This is a genomic window from Eilatimonas milleporae (assembly GCF_003688555.1).
Lineage (GTDB): Bacteria > Pseudomonadota > Alphaproteobacteria > Sphingomonadales > Kordiimonadaceae > Eilatimonas > Eilatimonas milleporae.
In genome coordinates this window covers 263,343-289,545 of the sequence record NZ_REFR01000010.1, presented here as the reverse complement: position 1 = coordinate 289,545, position 26,203 = coordinate 263,343, and the positions used below count along the sequence as shown (strand labels likewise).

22 protein-coding genes are annotated in these 26,203 nt (G+C 60.4%); 11 read left to right on the top strand and 11 right to left on the bottom strand.

Annotated features, from left to right (window positions below; genetic code table 11):
• Positions 1-5: 5 nt before the first annotated feature.
• A complete protein-coding gene (locus tag BXY39_RS06105; RefSeq protein WP_121937966.1) occupies positions 6-956 on the bottom strand; it encodes an ATP-grasp domain-containing protein in 951 nt (316 codons plus the stop codon).
• A 220-nt stretch (positions 957-1,176) separates the two neighbouring features.
• Between BXY39_RS06105 and BXY39_RS06100 the strand changes: the two genes are divergently transcribed.
• The 3 genes from BXY39_RS06100 to BXY39_RS06090 all read left to right on the top strand — a co-directional run bounded on the left by BXY39_RS06100 (position 1,177) and on the right by BXY39_RS06090 (position 2,541).
• A complete protein-coding gene (locus BXY39_RS06100) occupies positions 1,177-1,812 on the top strand; it encodes a Crp/Fnr family transcriptional regulator (protein WP_121937965.1) in 636 nt (211 codons plus the stop codon).
• Positions 1,813-1,875: 63 nt separating this feature from the next.
• Positions 1,876-2,037: a YgaP family membrane protein gene (locus BXY39_RS06095; RefSeq protein ID WP_170163664.1), complete on the top strand. Its 162-nt coding sequence runs from the start codon at positions 1,876-1,878 to the stop codon at positions 2,035-2,037.
• Between the two features lie 117 nt (positions 2,038-2,154).
• Positions 2,155-2,541: a rhodanese-like domain-containing protein gene (locus BXY39_RS06090; protein WP_121937963.1), complete on the top strand. Its 387-nt coding sequence runs from the start codon at positions 2,155-2,157 to the stop codon at positions 2,539-2,541.
• A gap of 18 nt (positions 2,542-2,559) precedes the next feature.
• On the opposite strand, the gene BXY39_RS06085 is transcribed toward BXY39_RS06090, so the two are convergent.
• On the bottom strand, positions 2,560-3,423 hold the full coding sequence (locus BXY39_RS06085) for a class I SAM-dependent methyltransferase (RefSeq protein WP_121937962.1): 864 nt from the start codon (positions 3,421-3,423) through the stop codon (positions 2,560-2,562).
• 405 nt (positions 3,424-3,828) lie between these two features.
• On the opposite strand from BXY39_RS06085, the gene BXY39_RS06080 reads away from it, so the two are divergent.
• The 5 genes from BXY39_RS06080 (at position 3,829) to BXY39_RS06060 (ending at position 11,347) form a co-directional block, all read left to right on the top strand.
• The gene (locus BXY39_RS06080) at positions 3,829-4,203 is read left to right on the top strand and encodes a hypothetical protein (protein WP_121937961.1); all 375 of its coding nucleotides are present in this window, start codon (positions 3,829-3,831) and stop codon (positions 4,201-4,203) included.
• Positions 4,204-4,275: 72 nt separating this feature from the next.
• Positions 4,276-5,544 carry a TolC family protein gene (locus BXY39_RS06075; RefSeq protein ID WP_121937960.1) on the top strand — a complete coding sequence of 423 codons (1,269 nt, stop codon included), beginning with the start codon at positions 4,276-4,278 and terminating at the stop codon, positions 5,542-5,544.
• The gene (locus BXY39_RS06070) at positions 5,541-6,788 is read left to right on the top strand and encodes an efflux RND transporter periplasmic adaptor subunit (RefSeq protein ID WP_121937959.1); all 1,248 of its coding nucleotides are present in this window, start codon (positions 5,541-5,543) and stop codon (positions 6,786-6,788) included. The genes BXY39_RS06075 and BXY39_RS06070 overlap by 4 nt, the downstream gene beginning before the upstream one ends.
• A gap of 11 nt (positions 6,789-6,799) precedes the next feature.
• On the top strand, positions 6,800-9,976 hold the full coding sequence (locus BXY39_RS06065) for an efflux RND transporter permease subunit (protein WP_121937958.1): 3,177 nt from the start codon (positions 6,800-6,802) through the stop codon (positions 9,974-9,976).
• A gap of 228 nt (positions 9,977-10,204) precedes the next feature.
• The gene (locus tag BXY39_RS06060) at positions 10,205-11,347 is read left to right on the top strand and encodes an acyl-CoA dehydrogenase family protein (RefSeq protein ID WP_121937957.1); all 1,143 of its coding nucleotides are present in this window, start codon (positions 10,205-10,207) and stop codon (positions 11,345-11,347) included.
• Here the strand turns inward: BXY39_RS06060 and BXY39_RS06055 are convergent.
• The 3 genes from BXY39_RS06055 to aspS are packed head-to-tail and all read right to left on the bottom strand — an operon-like array spanning position 11,342 to position 14,970.
• Positions 11,342-11,569, bottom strand: coding sequence for a hypothetical protein (locus tag BXY39_RS06055; protein WP_121937956.1), 228 nt, complete (start codon positions 11,567-11,569; stop codon positions 11,342-11,344). The genes BXY39_RS06060 and BXY39_RS06055 overlap by 6 nt on opposite strands.
• A 14-nt stretch (positions 11,570-11,583) precedes the next feature.
• The gene (guaA, locus tag BXY39_RS06050) at positions 11,584-13,143 is read right to left on the bottom strand and encodes a glutamine-hydrolyzing GMP synthase (protein ID WP_121937955.1); all 1,560 of its coding nucleotides are present in this window, start codon (positions 13,141-13,143) and stop codon (positions 11,584-11,586) included.
• A gap of 39 nt (positions 13,144-13,182) precedes the next feature.
• Positions 13,183-14,970 carry an aspartate--tRNA ligase gene (gene aspS, locus BXY39_RS06045; RefSeq protein ID WP_121937954.1) on the bottom strand — a complete coding sequence of 596 codons (1,788 nt, stop codon included), beginning with the start codon at positions 14,968-14,970 and terminating at the stop codon, positions 13,183-13,185.
• 238 nt (positions 14,971-15,208) lie between these two features.
• Between aspS and rnd the strand changes: the two genes are divergently transcribed.
• Complete coding sequence (rnd, locus tag BXY39_RS06040; protein WP_121937953.1) at positions 15,209-16,366, top strand: ribonuclease D; 1,158 nt, start codon at positions 15,209-15,211, stop codon at positions 16,364-16,366.
• Between the two features lie 69 nt (positions 16,367-16,435).
• Here rnd and BXY39_RS06035 read toward each other — a convergent pair whose 3' ends face one another.
• From BXY39_RS06035 to BXY39_RS06015, 5 genes are all read right to left on the bottom strand, one after another.
• A complete protein-coding gene (locus BXY39_RS06035) occupies positions 16,436-17,989 on the bottom strand; it encodes a Ppx/GppA phosphatase family protein (RefSeq protein WP_121937952.1) in 1,554 nt (517 codons plus the stop codon).
• Positions 17,990-20,182: an RNA degradosome polyphosphate kinase gene (locus BXY39_RS06030; protein ID WP_211332136.1), complete on the bottom strand. Its 2,193-nt coding sequence runs from the start codon at positions 20,180-20,182 to the stop codon at positions 17,990-17,992. It abuts the gene before it with no gap.
• Between the two features lie 323 nt (positions 20,183-20,505).
• Positions 20,506-21,177 carry an HdaA/DnaA family protein gene (locus tag BXY39_RS06025; protein WP_121937951.1) on the bottom strand — a complete coding sequence of 224 codons (672 nt, stop codon included), beginning with the start codon at positions 21,175-21,177 and terminating at the stop codon, positions 20,506-20,508.
• A gap of 17 nt (positions 21,178-21,194) precedes the next feature.
• On the bottom strand, positions 21,195-22,313 hold the full coding sequence (locus BXY39_RS06020; RefSeq protein ID WP_121937950.1) for an AI-2E family transporter: 1,119 nt from the start codon (positions 22,311-22,313) through the stop codon (positions 21,195-21,197).
• Positions 22,314-22,403: 90 nt separating this feature from the next.
• Positions 22,404-23,504, bottom strand: coding sequence for a DUF2066 domain-containing protein (locus BXY39_RS06015; protein WP_170163663.1), 1,101 nt, complete (start codon positions 23,502-23,504; stop codon positions 22,404-22,406).
• Positions 23,505-23,922: 418 nt separating this feature from the next.
• Here BXY39_RS06015 and purM point away from each other — a divergent pair, with 418 nt between their 5' ends.
• Together purM and purN are read left to right on the top strand one after the other, a co-directional pair.
• Positions 23,923-24,990 (top strand): phosphoribosylformylglycinamidine cyclo-ligase, encoded by a 1,068-nt coding sequence (gene purM / locus BXY39_RS06010; protein WP_121938374.1) that lies wholly within the window; start codon positions 23,923-23,925, stop codon positions 24,988-24,990.
• Positions 24,991-25,035: 45 nt separating this feature from the next.
• Entirely contained in the window at positions 25,036-25,707 is a 672-nt protein-coding gene (gene purN / locus BXY39_RS06005; RefSeq protein ID WP_245998980.1) for a phosphoribosylglycinamide formyltransferase, read from the top strand.
• Between the two features lie 65 nt (positions 25,708-25,772).
• On the opposite strand, the gene ndk is transcribed toward purN, so the two are convergent.
• Complete coding sequence (gene ndk / locus BXY39_RS06000; protein WP_121937947.1) at positions 25,773-26,195, bottom strand: nucleoside-diphosphate kinase; 423 nt, start codon at positions 26,193-26,195, stop codon at positions 25,773-25,775.
• Positions 26,196-26,203 lie beyond the last annotated feature (8 nt).

Below are 26,203 nucleotides of genomic sequence, written 5' to 3'. Positions count from 1 at the left end.
TGCCATCATCCCATGACAAATTCGCAGTACTGGCGGGTGACGACAACATCCTCGCTGTGCGCGGCAGCGGGCAGATATTTGCCATAGTCCCGGCCCGTCCGGCAGGCATAGGCCGCCGACAATATGTCAAAACCGGCGGCACAGGTCATGGCCGTGCCGGCCCCGGTGCGCAGGTTCAGGTCGGTGACAGCCCAGCCTCCGGTGCCTTTCATGACCTGAAAGCAGATCGCCCCCTTCTGCCCCAGGGCCGCGCCGATTTTGCGGGCATAGTCCTCCAGAACGGCATCATGGAAAAGGCGCGCTTTCGTGCAAACGCCGGCCTTGACCTCAAGCCGTTCACGGCAATAGGCAAGGCCCTCGCCGGTTTCATGATTGAAAAAGCTGTCCACGGTCACTTCCGGCCCTGAACAGACCTCCTGCACAAGCAGGCCGGCCAACTCCGCCTCGCCGAGCGCCATAAGGTCCGCCACCGTGATCCGCCGCACCCCCTTGCCGCCGAACCCCGAAAGGGGTTTGGCGAACCATTCATCCGCCGGTTCGTGCGTCCCGTTCCTGTCGAAGCGGCGCGGGGTGCGCACGCCGATACCGTTCAGCCAGTCATCGGCATTGCGTTTGTCGGTCAGAAACGCATGCTTTTCCGACGACCAGATATCCACATGCGCAAACGCGTCCTCGCCAGCCAGGATTGCCGCCAGCTTTATCTCGTCATTCAGGATCGGGATATAGGTCGTGATGTTTTCCGAGGTCATGATGTCCCGCAGCGCGGCCTCAAACGCCGGATCGTCGGCGCGGGGCACCGTATGAAAGGCGTCGGCCAAAAGCGAGGTGGTCACCAGTTTCGCCTCAAAGATATCCGTGACGACCAGCCTGATATCCATGCCCCAGCTGGCCCTTAACCGGCCTGCAATGGCAAATGCGGTGCCCGTGCCCCCGCCGCCCAACAACACAACGCTCATACCGTCTTTCTCCGGTCGTAATCCTGTGACAGCACCCTATCCACCCCGTTTATGAAAATCGAGCCGTGCTTTGAAAATACGGCCATAAAACGGCCATAAAATAGAACGGCCTGACTGACTAATCAGTCAGGCCGCATTTTCGCCCGCCCCCATGGAGCGTGCCTTGCTCCGGGGGGAGATTTTCGCGGACATGCGGTAATGCCTTTGCTAGCCTTGCGTCATGAGCCAGCCACAGGAAAACTTTCACAGACCCGACTGCCTGAAGGATGCCTCGACCGTCTTCGTCCCAAAGGGCACGCGGGTTTTTCAGACCGGCGACCCCTGCAACCGGTTTTTCTATCTTCTGACAGGATCGATCCGGGTCGATCTGATCGCCAGAAACGGCAGAACGATCATGCTGTACCGTTTCGGCGGCGGCGAGACCTGTGTGCTGACCACCTCGTGTCTTCTGGGCGGCGATGCCTATTGTGCCGAGGCGGTCGCGGAAGAGGACACATGGGCCTGCGCCCTGCCCGCCGATGCGTTTGAGGCTCAATTGAGCCGCTCGGCCGATTTCCGCCGGATCGTGTTTTCGTCCTTTTCCGCCCGCCTGGCCGCGATGATGGAAAAAGTCGAGGAAGTGGCCTTTGTCCCGATTGACCGGCGCCTTGCGGACCGTGCACTGCAAATGCACAGGCAGTCGCCCGACATTCGCATCACTCACGAAAGACTTGCCGCCGATCTCGGCACGGCCCGCGAAGTGATCAGCCGCAAGCTGGCCGAATGGGAGAAACAGGGCTTTATCGAACGCGGACGCGGCATGTTCCGTATACGGGACACCGCGCCGCTGGAACGTCTGGCAAGCCTTGGTGACTAAGTCACCGAAACACCGGGGCCATCCTGATAACCTGCCTTCGCAGTCAATTGAATGGAGGCCGCAATGATATCTGCGAATGTCGGAACACCGGACCGTATTTTGAGAGTTCTTCTGGGGGCCATTCTGGCGGCCCTGCCGTTTTTTGTCCCGTCCATGGCCCTGCCGGATATAACGGGGATCGTCTCGCTTGCCGCCGGGGTTATCTTTCTGGCAACGGGGCCGTAAAATTCTGCCCGATCTACGGGATGTTCGGGTGGCGCACCCGCCCGAAATCCTGATAATCTCCAGTATTACAGCGTATCGGTATTACAGCGTATCCGTTCACAGAAAGCTCTACTCATCATGTCTTTGAAACGTCTGTTCGGCCTTGGCCGCAAAAAATCCGCAACACACATCAAACGGATCACCGTATATGAAGCCCATGACCTGTGCGCGAAAGGGGCGATCACACTGATCGATGTGCGCGGACCCGATGAATGGGCCAAGACGGGCCGGCCCGTGGACAGTCACGGCGTCACCCTGCAGGACCCGGACTTCCTGATCGCGGCCCTGGCGGCTGCCGGCGGCGACAAGGACCGGCCGGTTGCCTTTTCCTGTCTCAGCGGCAAACGCTCACTACAGGCGGCGGAGAAAGCCCTAGCGGCCGGACACACGGACATCTTCAATGTGGAAGGCGGCCTGCTGGCCTGGGCGGACGCGCGCCTGCCCCTGGCCAGGGACCCGTCTTAAGGACAGCGCAGCGGGTCTTCATGCAGCGAGTATGGCGGTGAATTCGTTACGGCCGTAAACAGGCCCATTGACCGTCACGCTTCGGAACGGAACAGCCCCCATGGCAATAAGGCAATTCATGATATTGCTGAAGGACAGAGGGGTAAACTGCCACGCATGCACGTCGATATAGCCGCCATCGGCCTGTTCATATTCCCGGATGGCCGCCATCACCTTATCCGGGTCGAGCGGCGTAAAGCCCTGCCCTTTTGACTGCCAGTGTCTCAGTGTTTTGTTATGGGTGGTCATCGCCCAGTGCTCGATGACAGACCCGATGGTGTGCACTGTCCGCCGTTCATACGCGGCATTGAAGATTTCGCTTATTTTCGTGAGCGGCAGGCTTGCATCATAACAATAAGCTGCATTCGGTATGATGAGATAATATTTCCCGCCCGGAGACAAACATCGTGCGACATCCTTTAAATGACCGATCAGGTCCGGCTGATGCTCAATATTGTGAGAGGAACATACAGCATCAAAGCGGTCATGAATTACGCTAAGATTTCCAGCAGGCACCACATAATCAATATGCGGTATATGGTCCGGATTTTTGCCGATACTTTTTGCTTTTTCTCTTAAACCTGCCGTCGCAAGAACATCAACATATTTTACATGGCGTCCCCGTATCAGCGGATTATAGAAAGGACCTATTTCTAAAATATTGTTTCCAGTGATTATACCCAGAAACCCCTGCCTATCGGCAATAGCCGAAGTCAGCCTGCCTTCTCTGTAGCCGTTTCTTTCATAGTGACTCACAAGTCTGGCATCAGAAAACGCTCTAAGATCAGTGTAGTTTTCTCTGTAAAAATTCAGATCCAGATTTATGAATTTACAAATACTCATTTTATCACTCAAGATTTCAAATAAATTAAATTCACCAATTTTAATAAAAATTCCACAACATGCTTTTCAATACAATATTCTGCATGACATTCAATCTATTCGACAAAAAATACTAATCCCAAAGCCACTGGGGTGCCGTATATATGGCACCATACCAAACCGGCCTCGTAAACGTGTATAGTGCAACATATGATGCCCTGTCCAAAGGAACGGCAAGCGATCCGGACCGGTTAGAAAGAGCAATCCGCACCCTCACGACACACCTTCGCCACCGGAGTACCCTACTAAGTCCTTCTTTAGCGATTGCGGATGATATGATGGTGCCTTTTCGGTAATGACGCTTCACATCTTTTTCAAGAGAAAAGCGCTTGATTTATGGCGCAGCCAAAGCCTATCCATTCGTGTATGCGAAAGTGTCTGATCATACTGATCTGTCTTGCCTGGACGGTGTCCGGGGCAGCCGCCAATGCGGCCGATACACTTCTGCATGCACAGCACGACACGGGCAGCGGGATCGAGAAAGTGTCGCCGGACAGTATGATACTGGCCCTGCACGAAGCCTTTTATGTCCACCGGGACGGTCATCACCACGGCAACAGCGATGACGGTCAGACCGGGGAACACGGCGCCGGCGATCATGTCTCCCACTGTCACGGATGCGCGGTGACGGGGGCAACCCTCTCGATCGAATGGAACGAGCAGGTGAAACCGGCCTTTCTTTTCGCATCCGATGCACCGCTGCCCGACCCTGTCTATCTGACCGACCACATCCCCGACTGATCCAAATCCGCGTCACACAGGCATCCGTGCCCCCACGGATGCCCGACCTTCCCGGATTTGGAGTTTTTCGTAATGCTGATACCACTGGCAGCCGCATTGGCGCTGTCCGTATCCACGCCCTTACCGGACCATGAGACACGCTGCCCGGTCGCGGAAACCGCACCGGCGGGACTGATGTCGCTGGACCGTGCGATCACGCTGGCCCTGCACCACGATATGCGCCGGGACGTGGCGCGCGCAGGCGTAGAGATTGCCCGCACGGATCAGGCCATCGCCGCCTTCCGTCCCCCCGACGCGGTCAGGGTGGGCACCGAGGATTTCCCGGCCATTGGGCGCACGGACAATATCGACAGTCTTGAACTGACGGGCAGTTATACCCGCGTCTGGGAAAGGGGCGGCAAACGCGAAGCCCGCGAAAGACTGGCGGCGCGCGGCGTCGATGTCATGGAGGCCGCCACGGCCAGATCCGACACGCAAATCATTTATGATGTACGGACACTGTATTTCTCGGCCCTGATTGCCAGAGCGCGGCAGGCAGTGGCCTGCATGGAAATCGAGCATGTCACCGACCTGAAATCGGCGATTGAGGCAAGGGTGCGCCAGGCCGCCGACCCCGCGCTTGCCGGTGTGCGGGCTTCGACAGAATTGTTGTCGGCGCAAACCGACCTGCGCAGGTTCGCGATGGAGGAAGCGGCGTTCCTGTTCCAGCTGTCCAGCCTGACCGGGGCCGAAGCGGGTTTTGCGCTCGACACACGGCTGATCGAAACGGTGCGAACGGTTCGCACCGTCGATCCCGGCTTTTCCGCCCTGCCCGAAATGCTGGAACTGAACGCCCGCCAACGTCAGGCACAGGCCAGAACCGCATTCGAGCATAGCAAGCGGAACGCGGACGTCACCTGGAGCGTCGGTGTCCGGAATTTTGGCGCGGCGGACAATTTCGGCCTTGTGGCCGGGGTGTCGGTACCGCTCGGCATGGGCACGCGCAGCGATGCCTCCCTTGCCAAGGCCCGCGCCGAGGAACGGGCCATTGAAACGGAGCGGCGCGCGCTTGTGCAGCAGGTCACCCGGCAGGCGCATGCCCTGCGCCAATCGGCACTGTTGACGGTCAGAACCCTGGAAACCCTTGAGACAAGCCTGATCCCGCAGGCTGAGGAAGCGCTCGCCCTTGCCGAAGAGGGATATCGAAAGGGCGCGCTGCCGTTTCGCGACATTCTGGATGCCCACGAGGTTCTCATCGGTCTGCACAAACAGCGGGTGGATCACATCGAGACCTATCTGATGACGGACGCCGCCCTGCTGCGGCTAAGCGGCGAGCATGCCGCAAGGGAGATGCAGCCATGATCCGCGCAAGGCTTTTTAAAGTGTATGTCGCAACCCTGGCCGCATCGGCCCTGATGCTGTCCGGATGCAGCGACCCGTCGGCACCGCCCGCCGAGCCAGGTGGTGCCGCAGAACAGACGGACGTCAAAGGCCCCAAGGGCGGACGCCTTCTGTCGGACGGGGATTTCGCCCTTGAAGTGACGATCCACGAAGCCGGCACCGCGCCCGAATTCCGCCTTTACGCCTATGAGAACGGCGTGCCGCTGCCCCCCGGACAGGTCAACGCCGCAATCGAGCTGGAGCGCCTGGGCGGCCGGACCGACCGTTTCGCCTTTGCGCCTCGGGGCGCCTATCTTCTTGGCGACGGGGTCGTTGCCGAACCGCATTCCTTTACGGTCTCGGTCAGCGCGGAACATGGCGGACGCCGGGCGTCCTGGCGGTACGATTCCTTTGAAGGCCGCACCCAAATCGAGGATGCCATTGCCACGGCGGCCGGCGTGCAGACCGAGATCGCGGGCCCGGCGTCCATTCGCCAGACCCTGACGGCCACAGGTGTGGTCGCCTTCGCGCCGGATGCCGTTGCCGAGGTGAAATCGCCCTATGTGGCACGTGTCCTGTCGGTCGATGTATCGGTCGGCGACAGGGTCCGGCGCGGCGCGCCGGTGATCCGGCTTGAAAATGTGTCGACGCTGCAACCCATTACCCTGACCGCGCCGATCGACGGTGTCGTGCTTGAGCGGCGCACCAATGTGGGCGATGTGTCGGGCGGCGACGGGCTTCTCTGCATCGGGGATACCGCGCAACTGGAAGCGCGTCTTCATATTTTTCCGCAAGATCGTCCGAGGGTAAACGTCGGCATGCCCGTGCGGATTGCCCACCCAGGAGGCAACGGGACAATCGCGGCAAAGGTGTTCGCCTATATGCCGATCACGGCCATGGGGTCACAAACCCTGATCGCCCGCGCCGTCCTGCCGCCGGACACAAACCTGCTGCCCGGCATGCGGATCACCGGCGAGATTGAGACAGGTGCCATGGACGCCCCCCTCGCGGTGCGGACAGCGGCCCTTCAGCGGTTCCGGGATTTCACGGTCGTCTTCGCCAAGGTGGGCGAGACCTATGAGGTGCGGATGCTCGACCTGGGCCCGCAGGACCGGGATTGGGCCGCGGTCCGTGGCGGCCTGGCACCGGGAACGGAATATGTCACCGCCAATGCCTTCCTCATCAAGGCGGACGTCGAGAAATCCGGCGCCAGCCACGACCATTAGGAGTGTACGACATGTTGGAGAGCATCATTCGCGTGTCGATACGCCAGCGCTGGATCGTTCTCGCCCTGGTTCTGGCACTGGCGGCCCTCGGCATCTACAATTTCCAGCGACTGCCCATCGATGCGGTCCCGGACATCACCAATGTCCAGGTACAGATCAATACCGAAGCACCGGGCTATTCACCGCTCGAAACGGAGCAACGCATCACATTTCCGGTTGAAACGGCCATATCGGGCCTGCCGGATCTGGACTATACACGCTCGATTTCCCGCTACGGGCTGAGCCAGGTGACCGTTGTGTTCAAGGACGGGTCGGACATCTACCGCGCCCGGCAACTGATATCGGAACGATTGCAGGCGGTGCGCGGCACGCTGCCCCCCGGTATCTCGCCGGAACTTGGCCCGATCGCCACCGGGCTCGGCGAGATTTATTTCTATATTCTGTCGGCGGACCCGATGGCGCGGGACGGAAACGGCAGGCCATACGACGCCATGGCGCTGCGCACGCTCAATGACTGGGTGGTTCTGCCGCAACTGCGCACCGTCGAGGGCGTGACCGAAGTCAACACCATCGGCGGCTATAAAAAGGAGATCCATATCACGCCGGACCCGATGGCGCTGGCACGATACGGGTTGACCCTCACGGACATTCTCGGCGCGGTCGAGCGCAATAACGCCAACACCGGCGCCGGCTATATCGAGCGCAACGGCGAGCAAAATCTTATCCGCATTCCCGGTCAGGCACGGACACTGGCGGACCTTGAGCGGATTCCCGTGGCCGATTACGGCACCACGGGCCTTGTCTTGCGCGATGTCGCCGATGTGATCGTCGGAAAGGAATTGCGCACAGGCGCCGCCACCATGAATGGCGAGGAGGTCATTCTCGGCACGGCCTTCATGCTGATCGGGGAAAACAGCCGAACGGTCTCCATCACCTTCGATGAGAAGATCCGCGCCATTGCCGGCACATTGCCGGACGGCGTTGCCATCACCCCCGTCTACAACCGGACGGACCTGGTCGACCGTACCATTGCCACCGTTGCGAAAAACCTGTCGGAAGGGGCGTTGCTGGTCGTTGTCGTCCTGTTCCTGCTGCTCGGCAACATACGCGCCGCCCTGCTGACGGCCGCCGTCATCCCCCTTGCCATGCTGATGACCGTCACGGGCATGGTGGAAAACCGGGTCTCGGGTAATCTGATGAGCCTGGGCGCGCTCGACTTCGGGCTGATTGTCGACGGCGCCGTGATCATCGTCGAGAACTGTTTGCGGCGGTTCGCGGAAGACCAGAAAAGGCGCGGGCGTCTTCTGAACCGGGACGAACGGTTCGACATCGCCGCACGGGCCAGCAGCGAGGTGATCAAACCATCTCTTTTCGGCGTTCTGATCATCACGGTCGTTTACCTGCCCATCTTCGCCCTGTCCGGGATTGAGGGCAAAATGTTCCATCCCATGGCCCTGACCGTCGTCATGGCACTGACAGCGGCGCTGATCCTCTCGCTGACCTTCGTGCCGGCTGCGGTTGCCATGGTGATGCGCGGCAAGATCGAGGAAAGGGAAAGCCGCGCCATACGGGGGGCATCCTGGCTCTACACCCCCGCGCTCGTCTTTGCCCTGAGGGCACGCCACGGCGTCGTCGCGGCGGCGCTCGGCCTGACGGTCCTTGCCGCATACGGCGCCACCAGACTGGGAGCGGAGTTCATTCCGAACCTGGACGAAGGCGATATCGCCCTGCACGCGCTGCGCATTCCGGGGACCAGCCTGACCCAGGCCATTGAAATGCAGTCCATCCTGGAAGCCCGGATCGCGGACTTTCCCGAGGTCGAACGCGTGTTCGGCAAGATCGGGACGCCGGATGTGGCAACGGACCCCATGCCGCCGAGCGTGGCGGACACGTTCATCATGCTGAAACCGCGAAAGGACTGGCCCGATCCAAGGAAACCGAAAAGCACCCTTCTGGCGGAGATCGAGGCGGCCATCGCCCGCATTCCCGGCAGCCGCTACGAGCTTACCCAGCCGATCCAGATGCGGTTCAACGAACTGATTTCGGGCGTGCGCGCCGATGTGGCCATCAAGATTTACGGCGACGATCTCGATACACTGGCGGCACTTGCCGAACGGGTCGAGACCGTCATTGCGCGCATTCCCGGCGCTGCCGACGTTCAAAGCGAACAGGTCAAGGGGTTGCCGATCCTGTCGATCACACCGGACCGGGACGCCCTCGCCCGTTACGGCCTGTCGATTGCCGATATTCAAAGGGTCGCCGGCATATCCCTCGGCGGCGCGGCGGTCGGGCAATTCTTCGAAGGCGACCGGCGGTTCGATATCGTCGTGCGCCTGCCCGAGGACATACGGTCGGATGTCGCGTCGATGGGAGACCTTCTCATCCCGCTGCCCGAACAGCGCCGTTCGGACCGGGACGCGCTGTCAGTGCCCCTGTCCGAAATCGCGGATATCGCGATCGCCCCCGGCCCCAATCAGATCAGCCGTGAGAACGGCAAGCGCAGGCTTGTGGTGACCGCCAATGTGCGCGGGCGCGATCTCGGCTCCTTCGTGCGGGAGGCGCGGGCCGCCGTGAAGGCCGAGGTGGCGATGCCGGTCGCCTATTGGGTCGAGTATGGCGGCACCTTCGAACAGCTTATCTCGGCAAGCCGCAGGCTGTCCGTGGTCGTACCGGTGGGACTGATGCTTATTTTCGGCCTTCTGATGATGCTGTTCGGCACGGCACGGGATGCGGCGGTGGTCTTTACCGGCGTGCCGCTGGCCCTGACCGGCGGTGTCGCCGCCCTCGCCCTCAGAGGCATGCCATTGTCGATTTCGGCGGGTGTGGGCTTTATCGCGCTGTCCGGTGTCGCCGTCCTGAACGGAGTGGTCATGCTGACCTTTATCCGGCAAAAGCTCGACCGGGGAGAAGCCCTTGAGACCGCAATCCGACTGGGCGCCCTGCAACGCTTGCGGCCCGTGCTGATGACCGCGCTTGTCGCCAGCCTGGGCTTTGTGCCGATGGCCTTCAATGTGGGCGCCGGCAGCGAGGTTCAGCGTCCGCTTGCAACGGTGGTCATCGGCGGGATCATATCCTCGACCCTGCTGACCCTGCTGGTGCTGCCGGCGCTCTACCGTATCGTCGGCAGGGGCCGGCGGAGCAGAACCGCCGACGGGCACCGGCCAAACCCCGAACCGGCCACGATTTAGGCCAACCGCGCGATCACAGGTGATCGACAGGGCCGGTACAGCTTGACGACTGCCGGACCGCTCCGTTGTCATCGACCGCGCCTCTGATACGTTCTATAAAGAGTCATGCTACCGGAAGGGGAATATCGTTGTCTGTGTCCACAAAACGCCATCAGACCGCCAGGACAGACCGCGCCCACCCGGTCCTGACGTCACCCTGTTTCTGAACACCGTCCCGGAGATACCGCCATGATGAACCCCTTTGAAAACGAGGAACGCCGCGCCTTCCGGGAAACGGTGCGGAGCTTTGTCGCCAACGAGGTAACCCCATATGCCGATGAATGGGACGAGGCCGGTGAAATCCCCTGGGCGCTTCATGAGAAGGTCGGCGCTCTCGGCGCCTTCGGTTTCGGCGTTGACGAGGAATACGGCGGCCTCGGCTTCGATGACTGCTTCATGCGTGCCGCCTATGCCGAGGAAATGAGCCGGTGCGGCGCCACAGGCGTCAATGCCGCGCTTGGAGGGCGATCCATCTCGATCGGCCCGATCGCCGAGCTCGCCAATGAAGAGATCCGCGACATGTGCCTGCGCGACATTGTGGCGGGACGCAAAAGCTCCAGCCTCGCCATCACGGAGCCGAGCGGCGGTTCCGATGTCGCCGCCGTCCGGACAACAGCGCGACAGGACGGCAACCATTATGTCCTGAACGGATCGAAGGCATTCATCACCAGCGGTATGAAATCGGATTATTTCGTTGTCGGCGCCCGGACAGGCGGGGAAGGCCTAAAAGGCATTTCCCTGTTTTTCGTCGAGGCGGATACGCCGGGTTTCTCCCGCACCCCCCTGCCCCGCAAGATGGGCTGGTGGGCGTCGGACCAGGCCACGCTGTATTTCGACGAATGCCGCGTCCCGGCGACCAACCTGATGGGCGAGAAGGACAGAGGCTTTCTCGCTATTATGAACAATTTCAATTTTGAACGCCTCACCATGGTGGCGGGCATGCTGGGCATGATGAAGGTCTGCTTCGACGAATCCGTGGCCTGGGCGCAGGAACGAGAAACGTTCGGCAAACGCCTGATCGAGCATCAGGTGATCCGGCACAAGCTGGCCGACATGTCCGCGAAAATGGATATGGTGGAGGCTTACCTCAATCATATCTGTCATCAGGCCAATGAAGGCCCCATGCCGGTGGCGGAGATTTCCAAGGCGAAATTCTCCGCATCCAAAGCGCTTGAGTTCTGCGCGTCGGAGGCGATGCAGATCCTGGGCGGTGCCGGCTATCTGCGCGGCAACCCGGTCGAGCGGGTTTACCGGGAAGTGAAAGTGCAGGCGATCGGGGGCGGATCGGAGGAAATCATGCGCGACCTCGCCGTGCGTCAGATGGGGCTATAAGACTTTTGGAAAGCATCTGCCGCTTCCTGTCAGTCGAACAATATCTCTAGGATATTCATGATTCATTTTTCTGTTTTTAACGCTGCCAAGTGCGGCTCCCAATGCAACACCTATCGCCACCCAATATGGCTGCTGAGTTGCAGCAGAGAGTGCTGCGCCTATGCCAGCACCGACAGCTATCCATGCTCCGATATTTGACTTTACCCGTTTCCCTTTTTTCATATGAGTTTTCTTTTTTATTCCCACTCGATCGTGCCGGGGGGTTTTGAGGTGATGTCATAGACAACGCGGTTGATGCCGCGCACCTCATTGATGATGCGGGTGGCCACCCGGCCCAGAAAATCATGCGGGAAGGGATAATAGTCCGCCGTCATGCCGTCGGTGGAGGTGACGGCGCGCAGGCCGCACACATGGTCATAGGTGCGCGCATCGCCCATGACGCCGACGGTCTTCACCGGCAACAGCACGGCAAAGGCCTGCCAGATGCTGTCGTAAAGACCGGCGTTCCTGATTTCTTCCAGATAAATGGCGTCGGCCTTGCGCAGAATGTCGCATTTCTCGCGGGTGATCCCGCCCGGAATACGGATGGCGAGCCCCGGCCCCGGAAAGGGATGGCGGCCCACAAAGGCATCCGGCAGGCCAAGCTCCCGCCCCAGTGCGCGGACCTCATCCTTGAACAGCTCGCGCAAGGGTTCGACCAGCGCCATGCGCATGCGCTCCGGCAGGCCGCCCACATTATGGTGCGACTTGATCGTCACCGATGGGCCGCCGGTAAAAGAGACGCTTTCAATCACATCCGGATAGAGCGTGCCCTGCGCCAGAAAGTCCGCCCCGCCGACGGCGGCGGCCTCTTCCTCGAAGACATCGATGAACAGCTTGCCGATGGTCTTGCGCTTGACTTCCGGGTCGCTGACGCCCGCCAGCGCGCCGAGGAACAGGTCGCTGGCATCCCGGTGCACCAGATTGATGTGATAATGCTCGCGGAACAGACTGACGACCTGATCGGCCTCGCCCTGGCGCATCAGGCCGTGGTCGACAAACACACAGGTGAGCCGGTCGCCGATGGCTTCATGCAGCAGCACGGCGACAACGGAGGAATCAACCCCGCCGGACAGACCGCAGATGACCTTGCCGTCCCCCACCTGCGCGCGGATGTCGGCGATCTTGGCCTCGCGGAACCCCGCCATGGACCAGTCGCCGGCACAGCCGCAAATCTCGCGGGCAAAGCGGGCAAGCAGCGCGGCGCCGTGCGGCGTGTGTACCACCTCGGGGTGGAATTGCAGGCCGTAAAAATGCCGTGCATCGTCGGCAATGGCGGCAAAGGGCGCACCCTCGCTGGTCGCGACCACACGAAAACCGTCCGGCAGGGCATCCACATGGTCACCGTGGCTCATCCACACCTGTTCGCGCGTGCCGGTTTCCCAGATACCGTCAAACAGGCCACAAGGCTCCTGCACATCGACAAAGGCACGGCCGAATTCCTGATGGTCGGACGTGGTGACGGACCCGCCAAGCTGGGCCACCATGGTTTGCTGACCGTAGCAAATGCCAAGGACCGGCACTCCCATGGAAAACAGCCCTTCCGGTGCACGCGGCGTATCGCTGTGGGTCACCGAGGCCGGCCCGCCGGACAGGATCACCCCCCTGGGCCGCAAACGATCCAGCGCCGCATCCGCCGACTGAAACGGCACGATCTCGGAATAAACCCCGGCCTCACGCACCCGTCGCGCGATCAACTGCGTGACCTGACTGCCGAAATCGACAATCAGGATGGTGTCGGTGACGGGTACGGTCATCAGATACGTCTCCTCGGGGCGGTGTTCCTTGGCAGGGCTTTAAGCGTCGCCTTCCTTTTTCGGCGGCTCGACCGTGCGGATATGCAGCTCGCGCAGTTGCTTGGCGTGCACAGTGCCGGGCGCGCCCATCATCAGGTCTTCCGCCTTCTGGTTCATGGGGAAGAGGATGACCTCGCGGATATTCGGTTCATCCGCCAGCAGCATGACGATGCGGTCCACGCCCGGCGCCAGGCCGCCGTGCGGCGGCGCGCCGTATTTGAACGCATTCAGCATACCGCCAAACTCACGCTCGACCGTGGCCTCATCATAGCCGGCGATCTCAAACGCCTTGACCATGATGTCGGGCCGGTGGTTCCGGATCGCACCGGAAGACAGCTCAACCCCGTTGCAGACGATGTCATACTGGTACGCCAGCACATCGAGTGCATCGCTGTTTTCCAGCGCTTCCAGCCCGCCCTGCGGCATGGAAAAGGGATTATGGCTGAAGTCGATACGCTTTTCGTCCTCGTCATACTCATACATGGGATAATCGACGATCCAGCAGAATTTGAACTCGCTGTCATCGATCAGGCCCAGGTCCTCACCCACCTTGGTACGGGCCAGCCCCGCCAGCTTGGCGGCGCCCGCTTCCTTGTCGCAGGCAAAGAAAACACCGTCATCGGGACCAAGGCCGAGCATGTCGATCAGTTGGCTTGTGCGCTCCTCGCCCAGATTTTTGGCAATCGGACCACCAGGCACACCCCCCTTGAGGTTGATATAGCCAAGACCGGCAAAGCCCTCGCGCTTGGCCCAGTCATTGGTGCCATCGAAGAATTTGCGGCTTTGCTTGCCCGCCTCCGGCGCCGGGATGGCGCGTACAACGGCACCGTTTTCGACCATTTTGGCGAAAATGCCGAAGCCGGAGCCACGGAAAATCTCCGTCACATCGGCGATTTCAATGGGGTTGCGCAGATCCGGCTTGTCATTGCCGTATTTCAGCATGGATTCCTTGAACGGAATGCGCGGAAACGGCGCCTGTGTCACGGTCTTGTCGGAAAATTCCTCAAACACGCCGACCATCACCGGCTCGATCGCGGCGAACACGTCTTCCTGCGTGACGAAACTCATCTCCACGTCAAGCTGGTAAAATTCGCCGGGGCTGCGGTCGGCACGCGCGTCCTCATCGCGGAAGCAGGGCGCGATCTGGAAATAACGGTCAAAGCCCGAGACCATGACCAACTGCTTGAACTGCTGCGGGGCCTGTGGCAGCGCGTAAAACTGGCCGGGGTGCTGGCGTGACGGCACCAGAAAGTCCCGCGCGCCTTCCGGGCTGGAGGCTGTCAGGATCGGCGTCTGAAATTCAACGAAATCCTGCGCATGCATCTTCTCACGCAAATAGCGGATCACGTTTGAACGCAGCAGAATGTTCTGGTGCAGCCGGTCGCGGCGCAAATCCAGGAAACGGTATGTCAAACGGATGTCTTCGGGATATTCCGCGTCGCCGAACACTGGCATGGGCAGGTCACCGGCCGCCGACTGCACGTCCATCGCATCCACATAGATTTCCACCTCGCCCGTCGGCAGGTCGGCATTGATGGTGTCCTCGGAGCGGGCCTTCACCCGGCCGTCGACAGTGATGACGCTTTCGGCACGCACTTTTTCCGCATCGGCAAAAGCGGCGCTGTCCATATCAAACACGCACTGGGTCACACCGTAATTGTCGCGCAGATCGATAAACAAAAGGCCGCCGTGGTCCCGCTTGCGGTGAACCCAGCCGGACAGGCGCACGGTTTCGCCGACGTGCGACTTGCGAAGCGCATGACAAGTGTGACTGCGGTAAAGATGCATGGAAGGAAAGACCCTGTTCAATGTAGCGTTAAAGACAGTGCAGATTTCAGCGCGGAAAAGCGCATGATTGGCCAGGCTTGTCAAGCCCACCTCATAAGCCGGGCAGCGGCATGGCATTTTGCGTGTGATGCCTGTGTCATTCGGGCCGGTTTGGGCACCGGGGGGTGACGCCCGTCCCTATCCCGTGTATGTGGGGGCACATTCGTCACGCAAACCCAACGCAAAAAGACAAAAATACATGCAGCCCATCACGGATACTGACACACTGGCCGCCCTGTGCACCCGGTTGCGGCAAGCCGATTTCGTCACCATCGACACGGAATTTTTGCGCGATAACACCTATTATTCACTGCTATGCCTGGTGCAACTGGCCGATGACGAAGGTGCGGCCGCCGTCGATCCGCTGGCCGACGGACTGGACCTGACACCGCTGTTTGAACTGCTGGATGACCCATCCGTGCTGAAGGTCATGCATGCCTGCCGTCAGGATATGGAAATCTTTTATCAGATGACGGGCCACATACCGAAACCGGTTTTCGATACACAGATTGCCGCCACCGTCTGCGGGTTTGGCGAATCCGTCGGCTATGAAACGCTGGTCACCAAGATTGCGCGCGAGCAGGTGGACAAAACAGCGCGCTATACCGACTGGTCAAAACGCCCCTTGAGCGACACACAGATCGACTACGCCCTCGGCGATGTAACGCATCTGCGCGTGATCTACCGCCATTTGTCGGAGCAATTGCGCAAAACAGGGCGTGAAGACTGGGTCGCGGAAGACATGGCCGTCCTGACCGATCCGGCCCTGTACGAAGTCGACCCCGAAACCGCCTGGCAGCGGATCAAAATCCGCAGCAACAAGCCCCGTTTTCTGGCGCTGGTCCAAAAGATCGCCGCCTGGCGGGAGCGGGAAGCCCAGCGCCGCAATCTGCCGCGCAACCGCGTGCTGAAGGATGACACCCTGCTTGAGATTGCCGCACATGGCCCGTCCAATGTCGAAGACCTGGACAATATCCGGGGGCTGGCGCGGGGCTTCAGCCGGTCCAGCGGTGGAAAATCCCTATTCAGCGCGATCGAGCAGGCCAATGCCCTGCCGGCGGACGCCCTGCCCCGGGTTGACCGCGGCAAACCGCGCAATCCGACACCGCCGATGGCGGATTTGCTGAAGGTTCTGCTGAAAATCAAATGCCAGGAAGCCGGTGTTGCCCCCCGCATGGTGGCCAGCGCCCAGGATATTGAAAGCTGGGCCGCCGATCCGGCACAGGACTTCCCCGGCCTGCACGGCTGGCGTCGGGCGATTTTCGGTGAAGACGCCCTGAAACTGCTGGATGGTTCCCTTGCGCTGACGGTACACGGACAGAATATCGACGTCGTCGAATTGGAACCGGAAGACTAGGCTTTTCGCACTAGGGACACAGCGAACCGGGGGATAAAAGCGTCCCCCCGCCCCCAAAACCGGAGCATATCAGGCCGCGTTATCCGCCGTCTTGCGGCCCGCCTTGTCCGCTTTTTCAGCGTATAATTCCACGTCGCTGTCGCAACCGATCAGCAGTGCCAACTGACGCAAACGTTTGACCACCACATCATTGACAATGTCGCGCGCATCTGCGGGCACGCCCAGCAGCAGACGCCCATCCTGTAGGCGCAGATGGCTCATGGTCAGGGCTTGCGCGGCCCCGCCGGACAGACGCTGCGCCAGGCGCAACGCCGCCCCCAACACCCGCGCCTCCAATATGGCATCCACGCTGAGCAGCGGCAGCACATGAGCAATCTGCGGAACTGTGACGGGGGCCCCATAAGCCTGGTTGAGGGCAACGGCCACAAACGCACGGTCCTCATGCCCGACCCCGATAAACTGTCCATGCAAGGCGATTTCAACAGCCTTTTCGGCGCGAAAATCCGGGTGCCCCCGCCAGGCGATATCACCGAGCAGACAGATCGCCAGATGCAGACGCGCGCGGCTTTCAGGTGTATACCACAAACCGCCGTTGAACAGGGGCCGCGTCCAGTCGAACAGGATATCCGCGTGTTCGGGAAACCGGCAGCGTTCTTCGGCCAGTTCACGGCACGCGGCGATAAAGGGGTCCTGCGCCCTTACATCCTTCGGCAGACGGTCGAAAAGAATGCCTTCACGCACACCATAGCTCGACACCACGGCTGACTGCACCTTCATCGCCTTCAGGGTTTCCCGCAGGATGAGCGCCGCCACCGGTAGTACCTCGCGCCGGCGCGATGGGATATCGGCGGCAAAGGGAAGGTTGTCCGGATGGGACAAGGACAAACGCCGGCAATAGCTCGACAGTTCCTGCCGCGGCACACGGAATCCCTGCAATATGGCAAGCTGGCTGGCCCGTTCATGCATCAGCAGTTTGATAATATTGCGCCACGATCCGCCGACAAGGAACAGGTCCTGCCCCTCGGCATCCGCAAGCCAGTCGATTTCTTTCAACCCGGTACGGACATGGGCCTTTATACCCTCAAGATCATCGCCGAAACTGTGCATCAGCCGCAGGGCGCCATATGGCAGGGACAAACGCCTGCCGACGCGGCCACCGGCCACTTCGGCCAGTTCCAGCGACCCGCCGCCCAGGTCACCGACAATACCCCTTGCCGCAGGCTCGCCCGACAGGACGCCAAGAGCGGCCAGGCGCGACTCCTCTTCGCCGTCGATCACACGGATGTCAAATCCGCACAGCGCCCGCACCTGCTTGACGAAGTCGCCGCCATTGGAGGCATCGCGCACGGCTGCGGTGGCAAATGTATCAATGTGGTCGACCCCCATCTGGTCGCACAGCGCCCGATAGCGTTTCAGCGTCGACAGGGCCTCGGCCATTGCACCGGCGGACATCCGTCCGGTTTTGGCAAGGCCCGCGCCCAGTCCGCACAGGATTTTTTCGTTAAAGATAATGTCCGGTACGCGTTTCAGCGTGGAAAACACCACCAGCCTTACCGAGTTGGAACCGATATCGATCACCGCGACATAGTCATTGCCGCCGGTCTTTTTCTGTTTTGACCCCATTCAGGCGGCTCCGGACACCGGCGCCGGCCCAGTGGGCACCGCATCCTGAAGATAATTCAGCAGGGGCGGGATGGCTTTACCCTCGCTGAGGGCCGTCCCACGGCCTGACATGGACGGATAGGTCATGAAATAGTCGTGGGCGATAAATCCCTTATCACCCTTGGGGCGTTCATAACGGGTATAGGAACCGTCGGAATTCATGATCCAGGTCTGTTCCGTGTCCTTCAGGTTGGCGGCTATGATCTGCCCCATGATCTGATCGTGCACGGTCGGATTTTCAATCGGTACAAGCTGTTCGACCCGGCGATCGAAATTGCGCGGCATCCAGTCGGCGGATGAAATATAGACGGTGGCCTGGCGTGACGGCAGGCCGAACCCATTGCCGAAACAACAGATCCTGGAATGTTCAAGAAACCGGCCGACAATGGAGCGCACGCGGATATTCTCGCTTAAATCCTTGATCCCCGGCTTGATGGTACAAATACCCCGGATAATAAGATCAACCTGAACACCGTTGAGCGAGGCTTCATACAATTTGTCGATAATCTTGGGATCCAGGAGCGAATTCATCTTGGCCCACACCGCCGCCGGCCGGCCGGCCCGGGCGTGGACAATTTCCTCTTCGATCTTTTCTATGAGGAAGTCACGCATCCGGAACGGCGACAGAACCAGTTTCTCCAGCGCCACCGGCTCAATATACCCCGTCAGATAATTGAACATTTTGTTCGAATCCCGGGCCAGGGCCGGATCGGCGGTGAAAAAGGATGTGTCGGTATAAATCTTGGCCGTGATGGGATGATAATTGCCGGTGCCGAAATGCATGTAGCTTTTCAGGCGCCCCCCTTCGCGGCGCACGACCATCGAGACCTTGGCATGGGTCTTCATTTCGATGAAACCATACACCACATGCACGCCGGCACGCTCCAGGTCACGGGCCCATTTGATGTTCTGCGCTTCATCAAAACGGGCTTTCAACTCGACAATCGCGGTGACGGCCTTTCCGGCTTCCGCCGCCTCGATCAGGGCGCGGATGATCTGTGACTGCGATCCTGCGCGGTACAGTGTCTGCTTGATGGCGACCACATCGGGGTCGCGCGCGGCCTGGCGCAGAAACTGGTGCACCACTTCAAAGGATTCATAAGGGTGATGGACCACGAAGTCCTTGGCGGCGATTGCCTTGAATATATCGCCGCCGAAATCCTTCACGCGTTCCGGATAGCGCGGATTATAGGGCAGAAACTTCATGTCCGGAAAATCGTCCACGATCAGGGCGCCCACGTCGTTGATGCCCAATATCCCGTTCATCGGCACCACCGCCTGCTCATCCGCGTCAAGGCGCCTGATGACAAGATTGCGCATGTCTTCCGGCATGCTGGTATCGATGGACAGACGGATCACCCGGCCGCGCCGGCGGCGTTTCAGCGCGCTTTCAAAGACACGCACCAGATCCTCGGCTTCTTCCTCGATTTCGATATCGCTGTCCCTGACGATACGGAATACGCCTGAGCCCAGCACATCGTATCCGGGAAAAATCTCGTCAAAGAAAAGGGTCAGCAGCTTTTCAAGCGCGATAAAGCGCACCACCTGTCCAGGCAAGCGGACAAAGCGTTTCATATGGTGCGGCATCGGAATCAGGGCCAACATGGTTTCACCGTCGGCGATACGTCTCAGCGACAGGGCCATGGTAAAGCCGAGATTGGGAATGAACGGAAAGGGATGCGCCGGGTCGACGGCGATCGGCGTCAGCAGTGGCTGAATATTGTCCTTGAATTCACTTTCAAGCCACGCCCGCTCCTGCGAGATCACCTCGTCCGCGTCCAGGACTTCAATACGGTTTTCCCGCATTTCCTGACGCAAGACACCCCACACCTCCTGCTGCAACTCCATCAGGCGTTCAGCCATGGCGTTGACCTTGCTCAACTGCTGATGCGGGGTCAGCCCATCCTCGGACATGATCTCGGCATCCATGTCGCACTGCGCGCGCAGGCCGGCGACACGGACCATGTAAAATTCATCCAGATTGTTGCCGGAAATCGACAGGAACCGCAGCCTTTCCAAAAGAGGATGGCGCGTGTTCTGCGCTTCTTCGAGAACCCGCATGTTGAACTCAAGCCAGCTCAGCTCCCGGTTCAGATATTTGGTATTGCCGGACATGGCGCGCAAGCGGCGGCTGATGGTCTGGCGGGCCGCCATATGTCCCCCCGGCGGCGTGTCCGCAGCCCCTTCGCCGCCCGGCAGGCCGGCATCATTTGCATGATCAGCCTGGGGTGCATGATCAGCCTGAGAGGCATGATCCGCTGGAGCCTGACCGGCGCGCCCGTTTTGGCTTGTTTCGGAACTGTGATCCGCCATACGGTCTTCTCCTTGTCAGATATGTGTAACAGGTGGGCTCACTGACCATCCGGGCATCGTGTCCCGCACCCATGTCATTCCGATGGAACTATGCCCTTTGGCATGGACCGCGATCAAGCCCCGCAGGACAGACTGCAACCTATGCCCCGGTCTTTACAAAACCTTTACAGACCGGACGCCAGACTTTCCAGACAGTCCCGTGCGAGCGGTATGGTAAGAGCCCGCTTTGAAGACAAGGCCCGACTGTCCATCAGCGCGACCAGCCGGTGGGCGAAATCGAACCGGCGTTCCATGCGCGGCAACAGATATGTCACCACGTCAGGGGCCACGGCAAGCTGTCGGTCGGCAAATAGTTTGGCCAGAAGCAACGCCAGAAGTGTGTCATCAGGCGGCCCGATCTCCATCACCGGCACCGTGGACAGACGGGAGCGCAGGTCGGGCAGACGGACCGGCCACCGGGTCGGCGCCGTACGGGCGGTCAACAGCAGGGTCTGACCGGTTTCCCGTACCCAGTTATAAACATGCAGCACTGTATCCTCGGCATATGCGCCCCGATCCGCGTCCTCGATCAACACAGGCGCAGGGTCGCCGCCGGCCAGGCTGTCCGCCGGCATTTGGGGGGTAAAGCGCCGGGCCCCCGCCCTTGCCGCCCAATCGCTTGCCAAATGGGACTTCCCGGAGCCTTCCGGCCCCACAAGGGCCATAACGGCATGCGGCCAGCCGGGCCAGAGATCCATCTGCCGCACGGCCGCTTCGTTACAGGGGGCGGTCATGAAATCAACCCTGGCAAAGCTGGTTTCATGTGGCAGGCTCAAGGGAATTTGGCTGGATGACATGGGTTTACCGGTCCTGACTAGGAACCGCCGCCTTCCGCTTTGCCGGAGGACGAGACAGGCGTTTGGGCAGAAGCCTCGTCCGCAGGAGAGGACGACGCCGTCACGACATTGACGCTTTGATACTGTCCGACCGCGAAACGGACGAAAACCGCGATTGCCGCCGCCAGCGGGACGGCAATCAGAACACCGACCAGTCCCATGACCTCACCGCCCGCAAAAACCGCAAACAGAACCCACACAGGGTGCAGACCGACCCGGCTGCCCACAAGGCGCGGGGTCAGAAACGAGCCTTCGATATTCTGGACAATCACATGGATCAGAAAAACCAGCACCAGTTTGAGAGGGTCCAACCCCCACTGTGCCACCCCCATCGTCAAGGCCAGGACAGAGGCCGTCAACGCCCCCAGAAACGGCACAAACGCAAGAACGCCGGCCACCAACCCAAGGATCAGGGCGAAATTCAACCCGATCAGCGTCCACCCGGTGCCATAGAGCACAGCCATGCACAAACAGACTATGATCTGGCCGCGCACAAATCCGGACAGGGCTGAGTCTATATCGCGAAAAATCTGACGAATGGCCGCCGCCTGTTCCACCGGCAGCCAACTGTCAAGACGGGCAATCATATGGTCCCAGTCCCGCAGAAGATAAAACGCCACGACGGGCGTGATCAGCATCAGCGACAAAAGATTGAAAAGGGCCAGGCCACTTTGCAACAGGCCGAGGACGGCGTCGCGGGCCCTGGCCAGGATTTCACCGCCATAGGTGCCCAGAACGCTCTCAGCCTCGGCCGCGATGGAAAAGCCGAAGCGGGCCGACAAGTCCGCAATGGTCTCATTGAGCCACGGACGCAGGCCCGCAAGGGTTTCCGGCAGAACCGCGATAAGCCGTTCAAACTGGGACAGAATGGTGGGCGCCAGCGCCACCAGAATGCCGACGAAAACCAGCGAGAAGAAACCGATGACAAAGGCGGCTGCCACGCCCCGGGCCAAACCGCGCGCTTCCAGACGGTCCGTCAGGGGATCAAGAAAGTAGGACAGCGCCATCCCGGCAACAAACGGCAGCAGAATACCGCGCGTCAGATACAGGACAGCACCGACAACGACCAGTGCCCCGACGGCATACCAGCGATTCATATTCCCCACCCCCGTTCATAAGCCCTGTCTTTGTGCAGGGTCCGAGGCAATTGTGTCCAGCTGAGCGCCCGGACGACACGGTTCAGCGTTTCATTCAGGTCTTGCGTCATCCTGGCCGGCACCGTCAACCGGGATCAGCCACCAGTCTCCATCCCGTTCATCCAGTCTTAAACCGGCGTAGGACAAAGCCAGCCGCATCTGTTCATACCGGCCGGTAAAATGAAAATACAGACGGCTCACCGGAATCCGCAGGGAAACTGTCGCCACACTGTCGACAAGTTGCACGGTCTTCAGTCTCTCGCGCACGGCGGTCCATTCGTCAAGCGAACGGCTCGGCACGGCAACCTCCAGGCTGCCGCCCTCGCCCATATCGACCAGAAGCTGTTCACGCCAGTCCGTATCGACCCGCTCAAGCACAGTCCCAAGGGCCAGTGCCAGCGTCTCCCGTTCGGCGATGGCATCGCTTGCGGCAGGGTCGGAGATCATGCGTCCGCTACCGGACAGTTCCTCCTCGCTTAACAGAAACTCATACGCGAGGCTGTGGGATACCTTATCCCAACGGGTGAAGATCAACAGAACATCGCCCACGCCATATGTCTCCCGCAGGCGTAGGGCATTGCTCGCATCCATGGCGCGGACCTGTGCCGCCGTGACAGCGGCGCGGGACGATATATCCGCCACAGGAAAACGGTACCGCCTCAACCTGTTGCCCCAATCCACGTCACCGCGCGCCGCATCGCGGATTTGATCGGCCACCCAAAGACCCATTTCCAGACCACGCCCATGGGCGTGCAGAACCAGGACGCCCTGCCCGCCGCCCACCACCTGTGGCACCCCGGCATCGGCCAGAAACCGACTGACCATGGCCGGCGCGAAATGAATATCCAGAATGGCCCGGTAGCGCCGCCCGGATGACTGTTCCTCGATAACGTCGATCCCGCGAATTATGCGTCGAATCATTGATTCGTTCATATCGGGCAATTGCACGCGATCCTGCGGCCGCGTCAGTTTGGCAATCAGTATGCCATAGGCACGCCGTTCGGCACCGGCAAGGGCAACGGCACGCGCGCGGCTGGCATCCCGGGCGGTCTCGTCAACGCGAACACCGCGCACGCTGTAAAGACTGTCATCCGATGGTTGCTGGGCGTCGGCCGGCTTTTGCCCAACCACCAGCAACAGTGCAACCGTCATTGTCATAAGCCGGAACACAGCAGTCATCATCCTCACAAACCCCGGTCGCCCGGCGCAATGCCCGGTACCTGTCCGGGTATACCGTATGTATTCCGGCCCTTGTGTCCACACACTATATTTCTACCGGCATATAATGTGCGTATTGCATCGCCAGACAATAGCAGGCCGGCCGACAACAACAGACCTGGTTTTCAGACTTCAAAGGCGCGATGGACACCCTGTCCGACAGGGTACAGCGGATAAACCGCCATTGCCCACGGGTAAGTCCGCCACTGCCTTTTCGGATAATTCATCCTCGCCAGCGTCATACCTTTTCGCTAGTCTCCGGGCAAATGGCTGCGGGGTCTGAAAACCTGCGGCACAGCGAACTCCCGATCAGGACCGGCTGTCTAGCGTGGTCATTCTTTTGGACAATTTCATGACGGAAACGAAACAAGAAAGCGAAGAAGGTCTTTCCTATAAACAGGCCGGCGTCGATATCGCTGCGGGCGATGCCCTGGTGGAGGCCATCAAACCGCTCGCCGCCAGCACGCGCCGCGACGGGGCCGATGCCAGCCTTGGCGGCTTTGGCGGGCTGTTCGATATCAAGGCCGCAGGGTTCCACGACCCGATCCTTGTGGCAGCCACCGACGGGGTCGGCACAAAACTGGCCCTGGCCGAAGCCGTCGGCCGCCATGACACCATCGGGATCGATTTGGTGGCCATGTGCGTCAACGACCTCATTGTCCAGGGCGCGGTGCCGCTGTTCTTTCTGGATTATATGGCGACCGGGCGCTTGGATGTCGCCCAGATGACCCGGGTCGTCGACGGTATCGCCGCCGGCTGCCGTCAGGCGGGCGCAGCCCTGATCGGAGGCGAAACCGCTGAAATGCCGGGTCTCTATGCGGGCAGCAGCTATGACCTTGCGGGGTTTGCCGTCGGCGCGGCGGAACGCGGCAGCCTGATCGATGGTACAAATATCGAAGACGGCGATGTCCTGATCGGCCTTGCGTCCAGTGGCGTGCATTCCAACGGCTACTCCCTGGTCAGGCGGATTGTGGAGGCCAGCGGCGCGGCGCTGGAGGCTCCGGCGCCCTATGACGACAGTCTGTCCCTTGGCGAGAGCCTTCTGACCCCCACCCGGATTTATGTAAAAGGCTGCCAGCCCGCAATCCGTCTGGGTCTGGTCAAGGGGCTGATCCATATCACCGGTGGCGGTTTTCCCGGCAATGTTCCGCGTATTCTGCCGGACGGGCTGTCGGCAACCATATTCACCAACCGCTGGCAGCGCCCGGCCGTGTTTGACTGGCTGCGGACACAGGGCCGCATTGCCGAGGATGAAATGCTGCGCACCTTCAACTGCGGCATCGGCATGGTCGCGGTGGTGGCGGAACGGCATGCGGACGCTGCGCTGGCGGCCTTTACATCCGCCGGGGAAACGCCCGTCGTCATCGGCGGTGTTCTGAAGGACAGCGGTCAGGGTCGCTGCGTCTGTACCCATGAGTGACAATGCGTGTGGCACCTGGCAATGCGTTTCCCGAGGAGCAATGTCGTGAGTATATTGAAACTGGGCGTCCTGATCTCGGGTCGCGGAAGCAATCTGCAGGCCCTGATACAAGCCTGCAACACACCCGGGTTTCCGGCGGAAATCGCCGTCGTCATTTCCAACAGGCCGAATGCCCCGGGCCTGAATTTCGCAGCGGAAGCCGGCCTGCCGGTCGTGACCATCGACCACAAGGATTTCGAAACCCGCCCGGCCTTTGAGGATGAACTGCATGCAAGCCTTCAGGCGCATGGTGTGCAGTTGGTCTGTCTGGCCGGCTTCATGCGGTTGCTCGGCAATGATTTCGTCAACCGCTGGAGAGACAGGATGATCAATATCCATCCGTCTCTTCTACCGGCGTACAAAGGGCTTCACACCCATGAACGCGCCCTGGAAGACGGCGTCCGTATCACCGGCTGCACGGTGCATTTCGTTCGTCCGGAAATGGATGACGGCCCGATTATCATGCAGGCCGCCGTTCCCGTTCTGCCGCAGGATACCCCGCCCCTGCTTGCGGCCCGCGTCCTGGAAGCAGAGCACCGCATCTATCCGGCAGCCGTCCGCATGGTGGCCGAAGGTAAAATCAGGGTCTCAGCCGGCCGCGTGCAGCTTGCCGCACCGGTGACCGCGCCGCAGTCCCTGATCTGTCCCGCACCGGAAGAGACGACCACGACCGCATAAAACAAGCCGGCCCCCGTAAAACACAGGGGCCGGCTTGCCGGATACGGATGTGATGACCGCCGGCCTTAGCCGACGATCTCATTGCCGGAAAAGAACTGGGCGATTTCAATCGCAGCATTTTCCGGCGAATCAGAACCATGGACGGAATTTTCGCCGATGGACCGGGCATACAGCTTGCGGATCGTGCCTTCGGCGGCGTCTTCCGGATTGGTTGCCCCCATGACCTCACGGTTTTTCGCGACAGCGTCTTCGCCTTCCAGAACCTGTACGACCACCGGGGCGGAGGTCATGAAATCCACCAGTTCACCGAAAAAGGGACGTTCCTTGTGAATGGCATAAAAGGTTTCCGCCTGGGCACGGGTCATCAGGATACGTTTTTGGGCGACGATGCGCAGACCTGCCTTTTCCAGGCATGCATTGACGGCACCGGTCAGATTGCGTTCGGTGGCATCGGGTTTGATAATGGAAAAGGTGCGTTGCAGAGCCATGAGGCATT

Excerpts from the sequence above, each read along its gene's own strand:
- BXY39_RS06055 (WP_121937956.1), bottom strand. The coding sequence starts at position 11,569 with ATGAAAAAAGGGAAACGGGTAAAGTCAAATATCGGAGCATGGATAGCT.
- purM (WP_121938374.1), top strand. The coding sequence starts at position 23,923 with ATGACGGAAACGAAACAAGAAAGCGAAGAAGGTCTTTCCTATAAACAG.
- rnd (WP_121937953.1), top strand. The coding sequence starts at position 15,209 with ATGCAGCCCATCACGGATACTGACACACTGGCCGCCCTGTGCACCCGG.
- BXY39_RS06065 (WP_121937958.1), top strand. The coding sequence starts at position 6,800 with ATGTTGGAGAGCATCATTCGCGTGTCGATACGCCAGCGCTGGATCGTT.
- aspS (WP_121937954.1), bottom strand. The coding sequence starts at position 14,970 with ATGCATCTTTACCGCAGTCACACTTGTCATGCGCTTCGCAAGTCGCAC.
- BXY39_RS06020 (WP_121937950.1), bottom strand. The coding sequence starts at position 22,313 with ATGAATCGCTGGTATGCCGTCGGGGCACTGGTCGTTGTCGGTGCTGTC.
- BXY39_RS06075 (WP_121937960.1), top strand. The coding sequence starts at position 4,276 with ATGCTGATACCACTGGCAGCCGCATTGGCGCTGTCCGTATCCACGCCC.
- BXY39_RS06035 (WP_121937952.1), bottom strand. The coding sequence starts at position 17,989 with ATGGGGTCAAAACAGAAAAAGACCGGCGGCAATGACTATGTCGCGGTG.
- BXY39_RS06080 (WP_121937961.1), top strand. The coding sequence starts at position 3,829 with ATGCGAAAGTGTCTGATCATACTGATCTGTCTTGCCTGGACGGTGTCC.
- BXY39_RS06060 (WP_121937957.1), top strand. The coding sequence starts at position 10,205 with ATGATGAACCCCTTTGAAAACGAGGAACGCCGCGCCTTCCGGGAAACG.
- guaA (WP_121937955.1), bottom strand. The coding sequence starts at position 13,143 with ATGACCGTACCCGTCACCGACACCATCCTGATTGTCGATTTCGGCAGT.
- BXY39_RS06090 (WP_121937963.1), top strand. The coding sequence starts at position 2,155 with ATGTCTTTGAAACGTCTGTTCGGCCTTGGCCGCAAAAAATCCGCAACA.
- BXY39_RS06095 (WP_170163664.1), top strand. The coding sequence starts at position 1,876 with ATGATATCTGCGAATGTCGGAACACCGGACCGTATTTTGAGAGTTCTT.
- ndk (WP_121937947.1), bottom strand. The coding sequence starts at position 26,195 with ATGGCTCTGCAACGCACCTTTTCCATTATCAAACCCGATGCCACCGAA.
- BXY39_RS06015 (WP_170163663.1), bottom strand. The coding sequence starts at position 23,504 with ATGACGGTTGCACTGTTGCTGGTGGTTGGGCAAAAGCCGGCCGACGCC.
- BXY39_RS06030 (WP_211332136.1), bottom strand. The coding sequence starts at position 20,182 with ATGGCGGCCCGCCAGACCATCAGCCGCCGCTTGCGCGCCATGTCCGGC.
- BXY39_RS06070 (WP_121937959.1), top strand. The coding sequence starts at position 5,541 with ATGATCCGCGCAAGGCTTTTTAAAGTGTATGTCGCAACCCTGGCCGCA.
- BXY39_RS06025 (WP_121937951.1), bottom strand. The coding sequence starts at position 21,177 with ATGTCATCCAGCCAAATTCCCTTGAGCCTGCCACATGAAACCAGCTTT.
- BXY39_RS06105 (WP_121937966.1), bottom strand. The coding sequence starts at position 956 with ATGAGCGTTGTGTTGTTGGGCGGCGGGGGCACGGGCACCGCATTTGCC.
- BXY39_RS06100 (WP_121937965.1), top strand. The coding sequence starts at position 1,177 with ATGAGCCAGCCACAGGAAAACTTTCACAGACCCGACTGCCTGAAGGAT.
- BXY39_RS06085 (WP_121937962.1), bottom strand. The coding sequence starts at position 3,423 with ATGAGTATTTGTAAATTCATAAATCTGGATCTGAATTTTTACAGAGAA.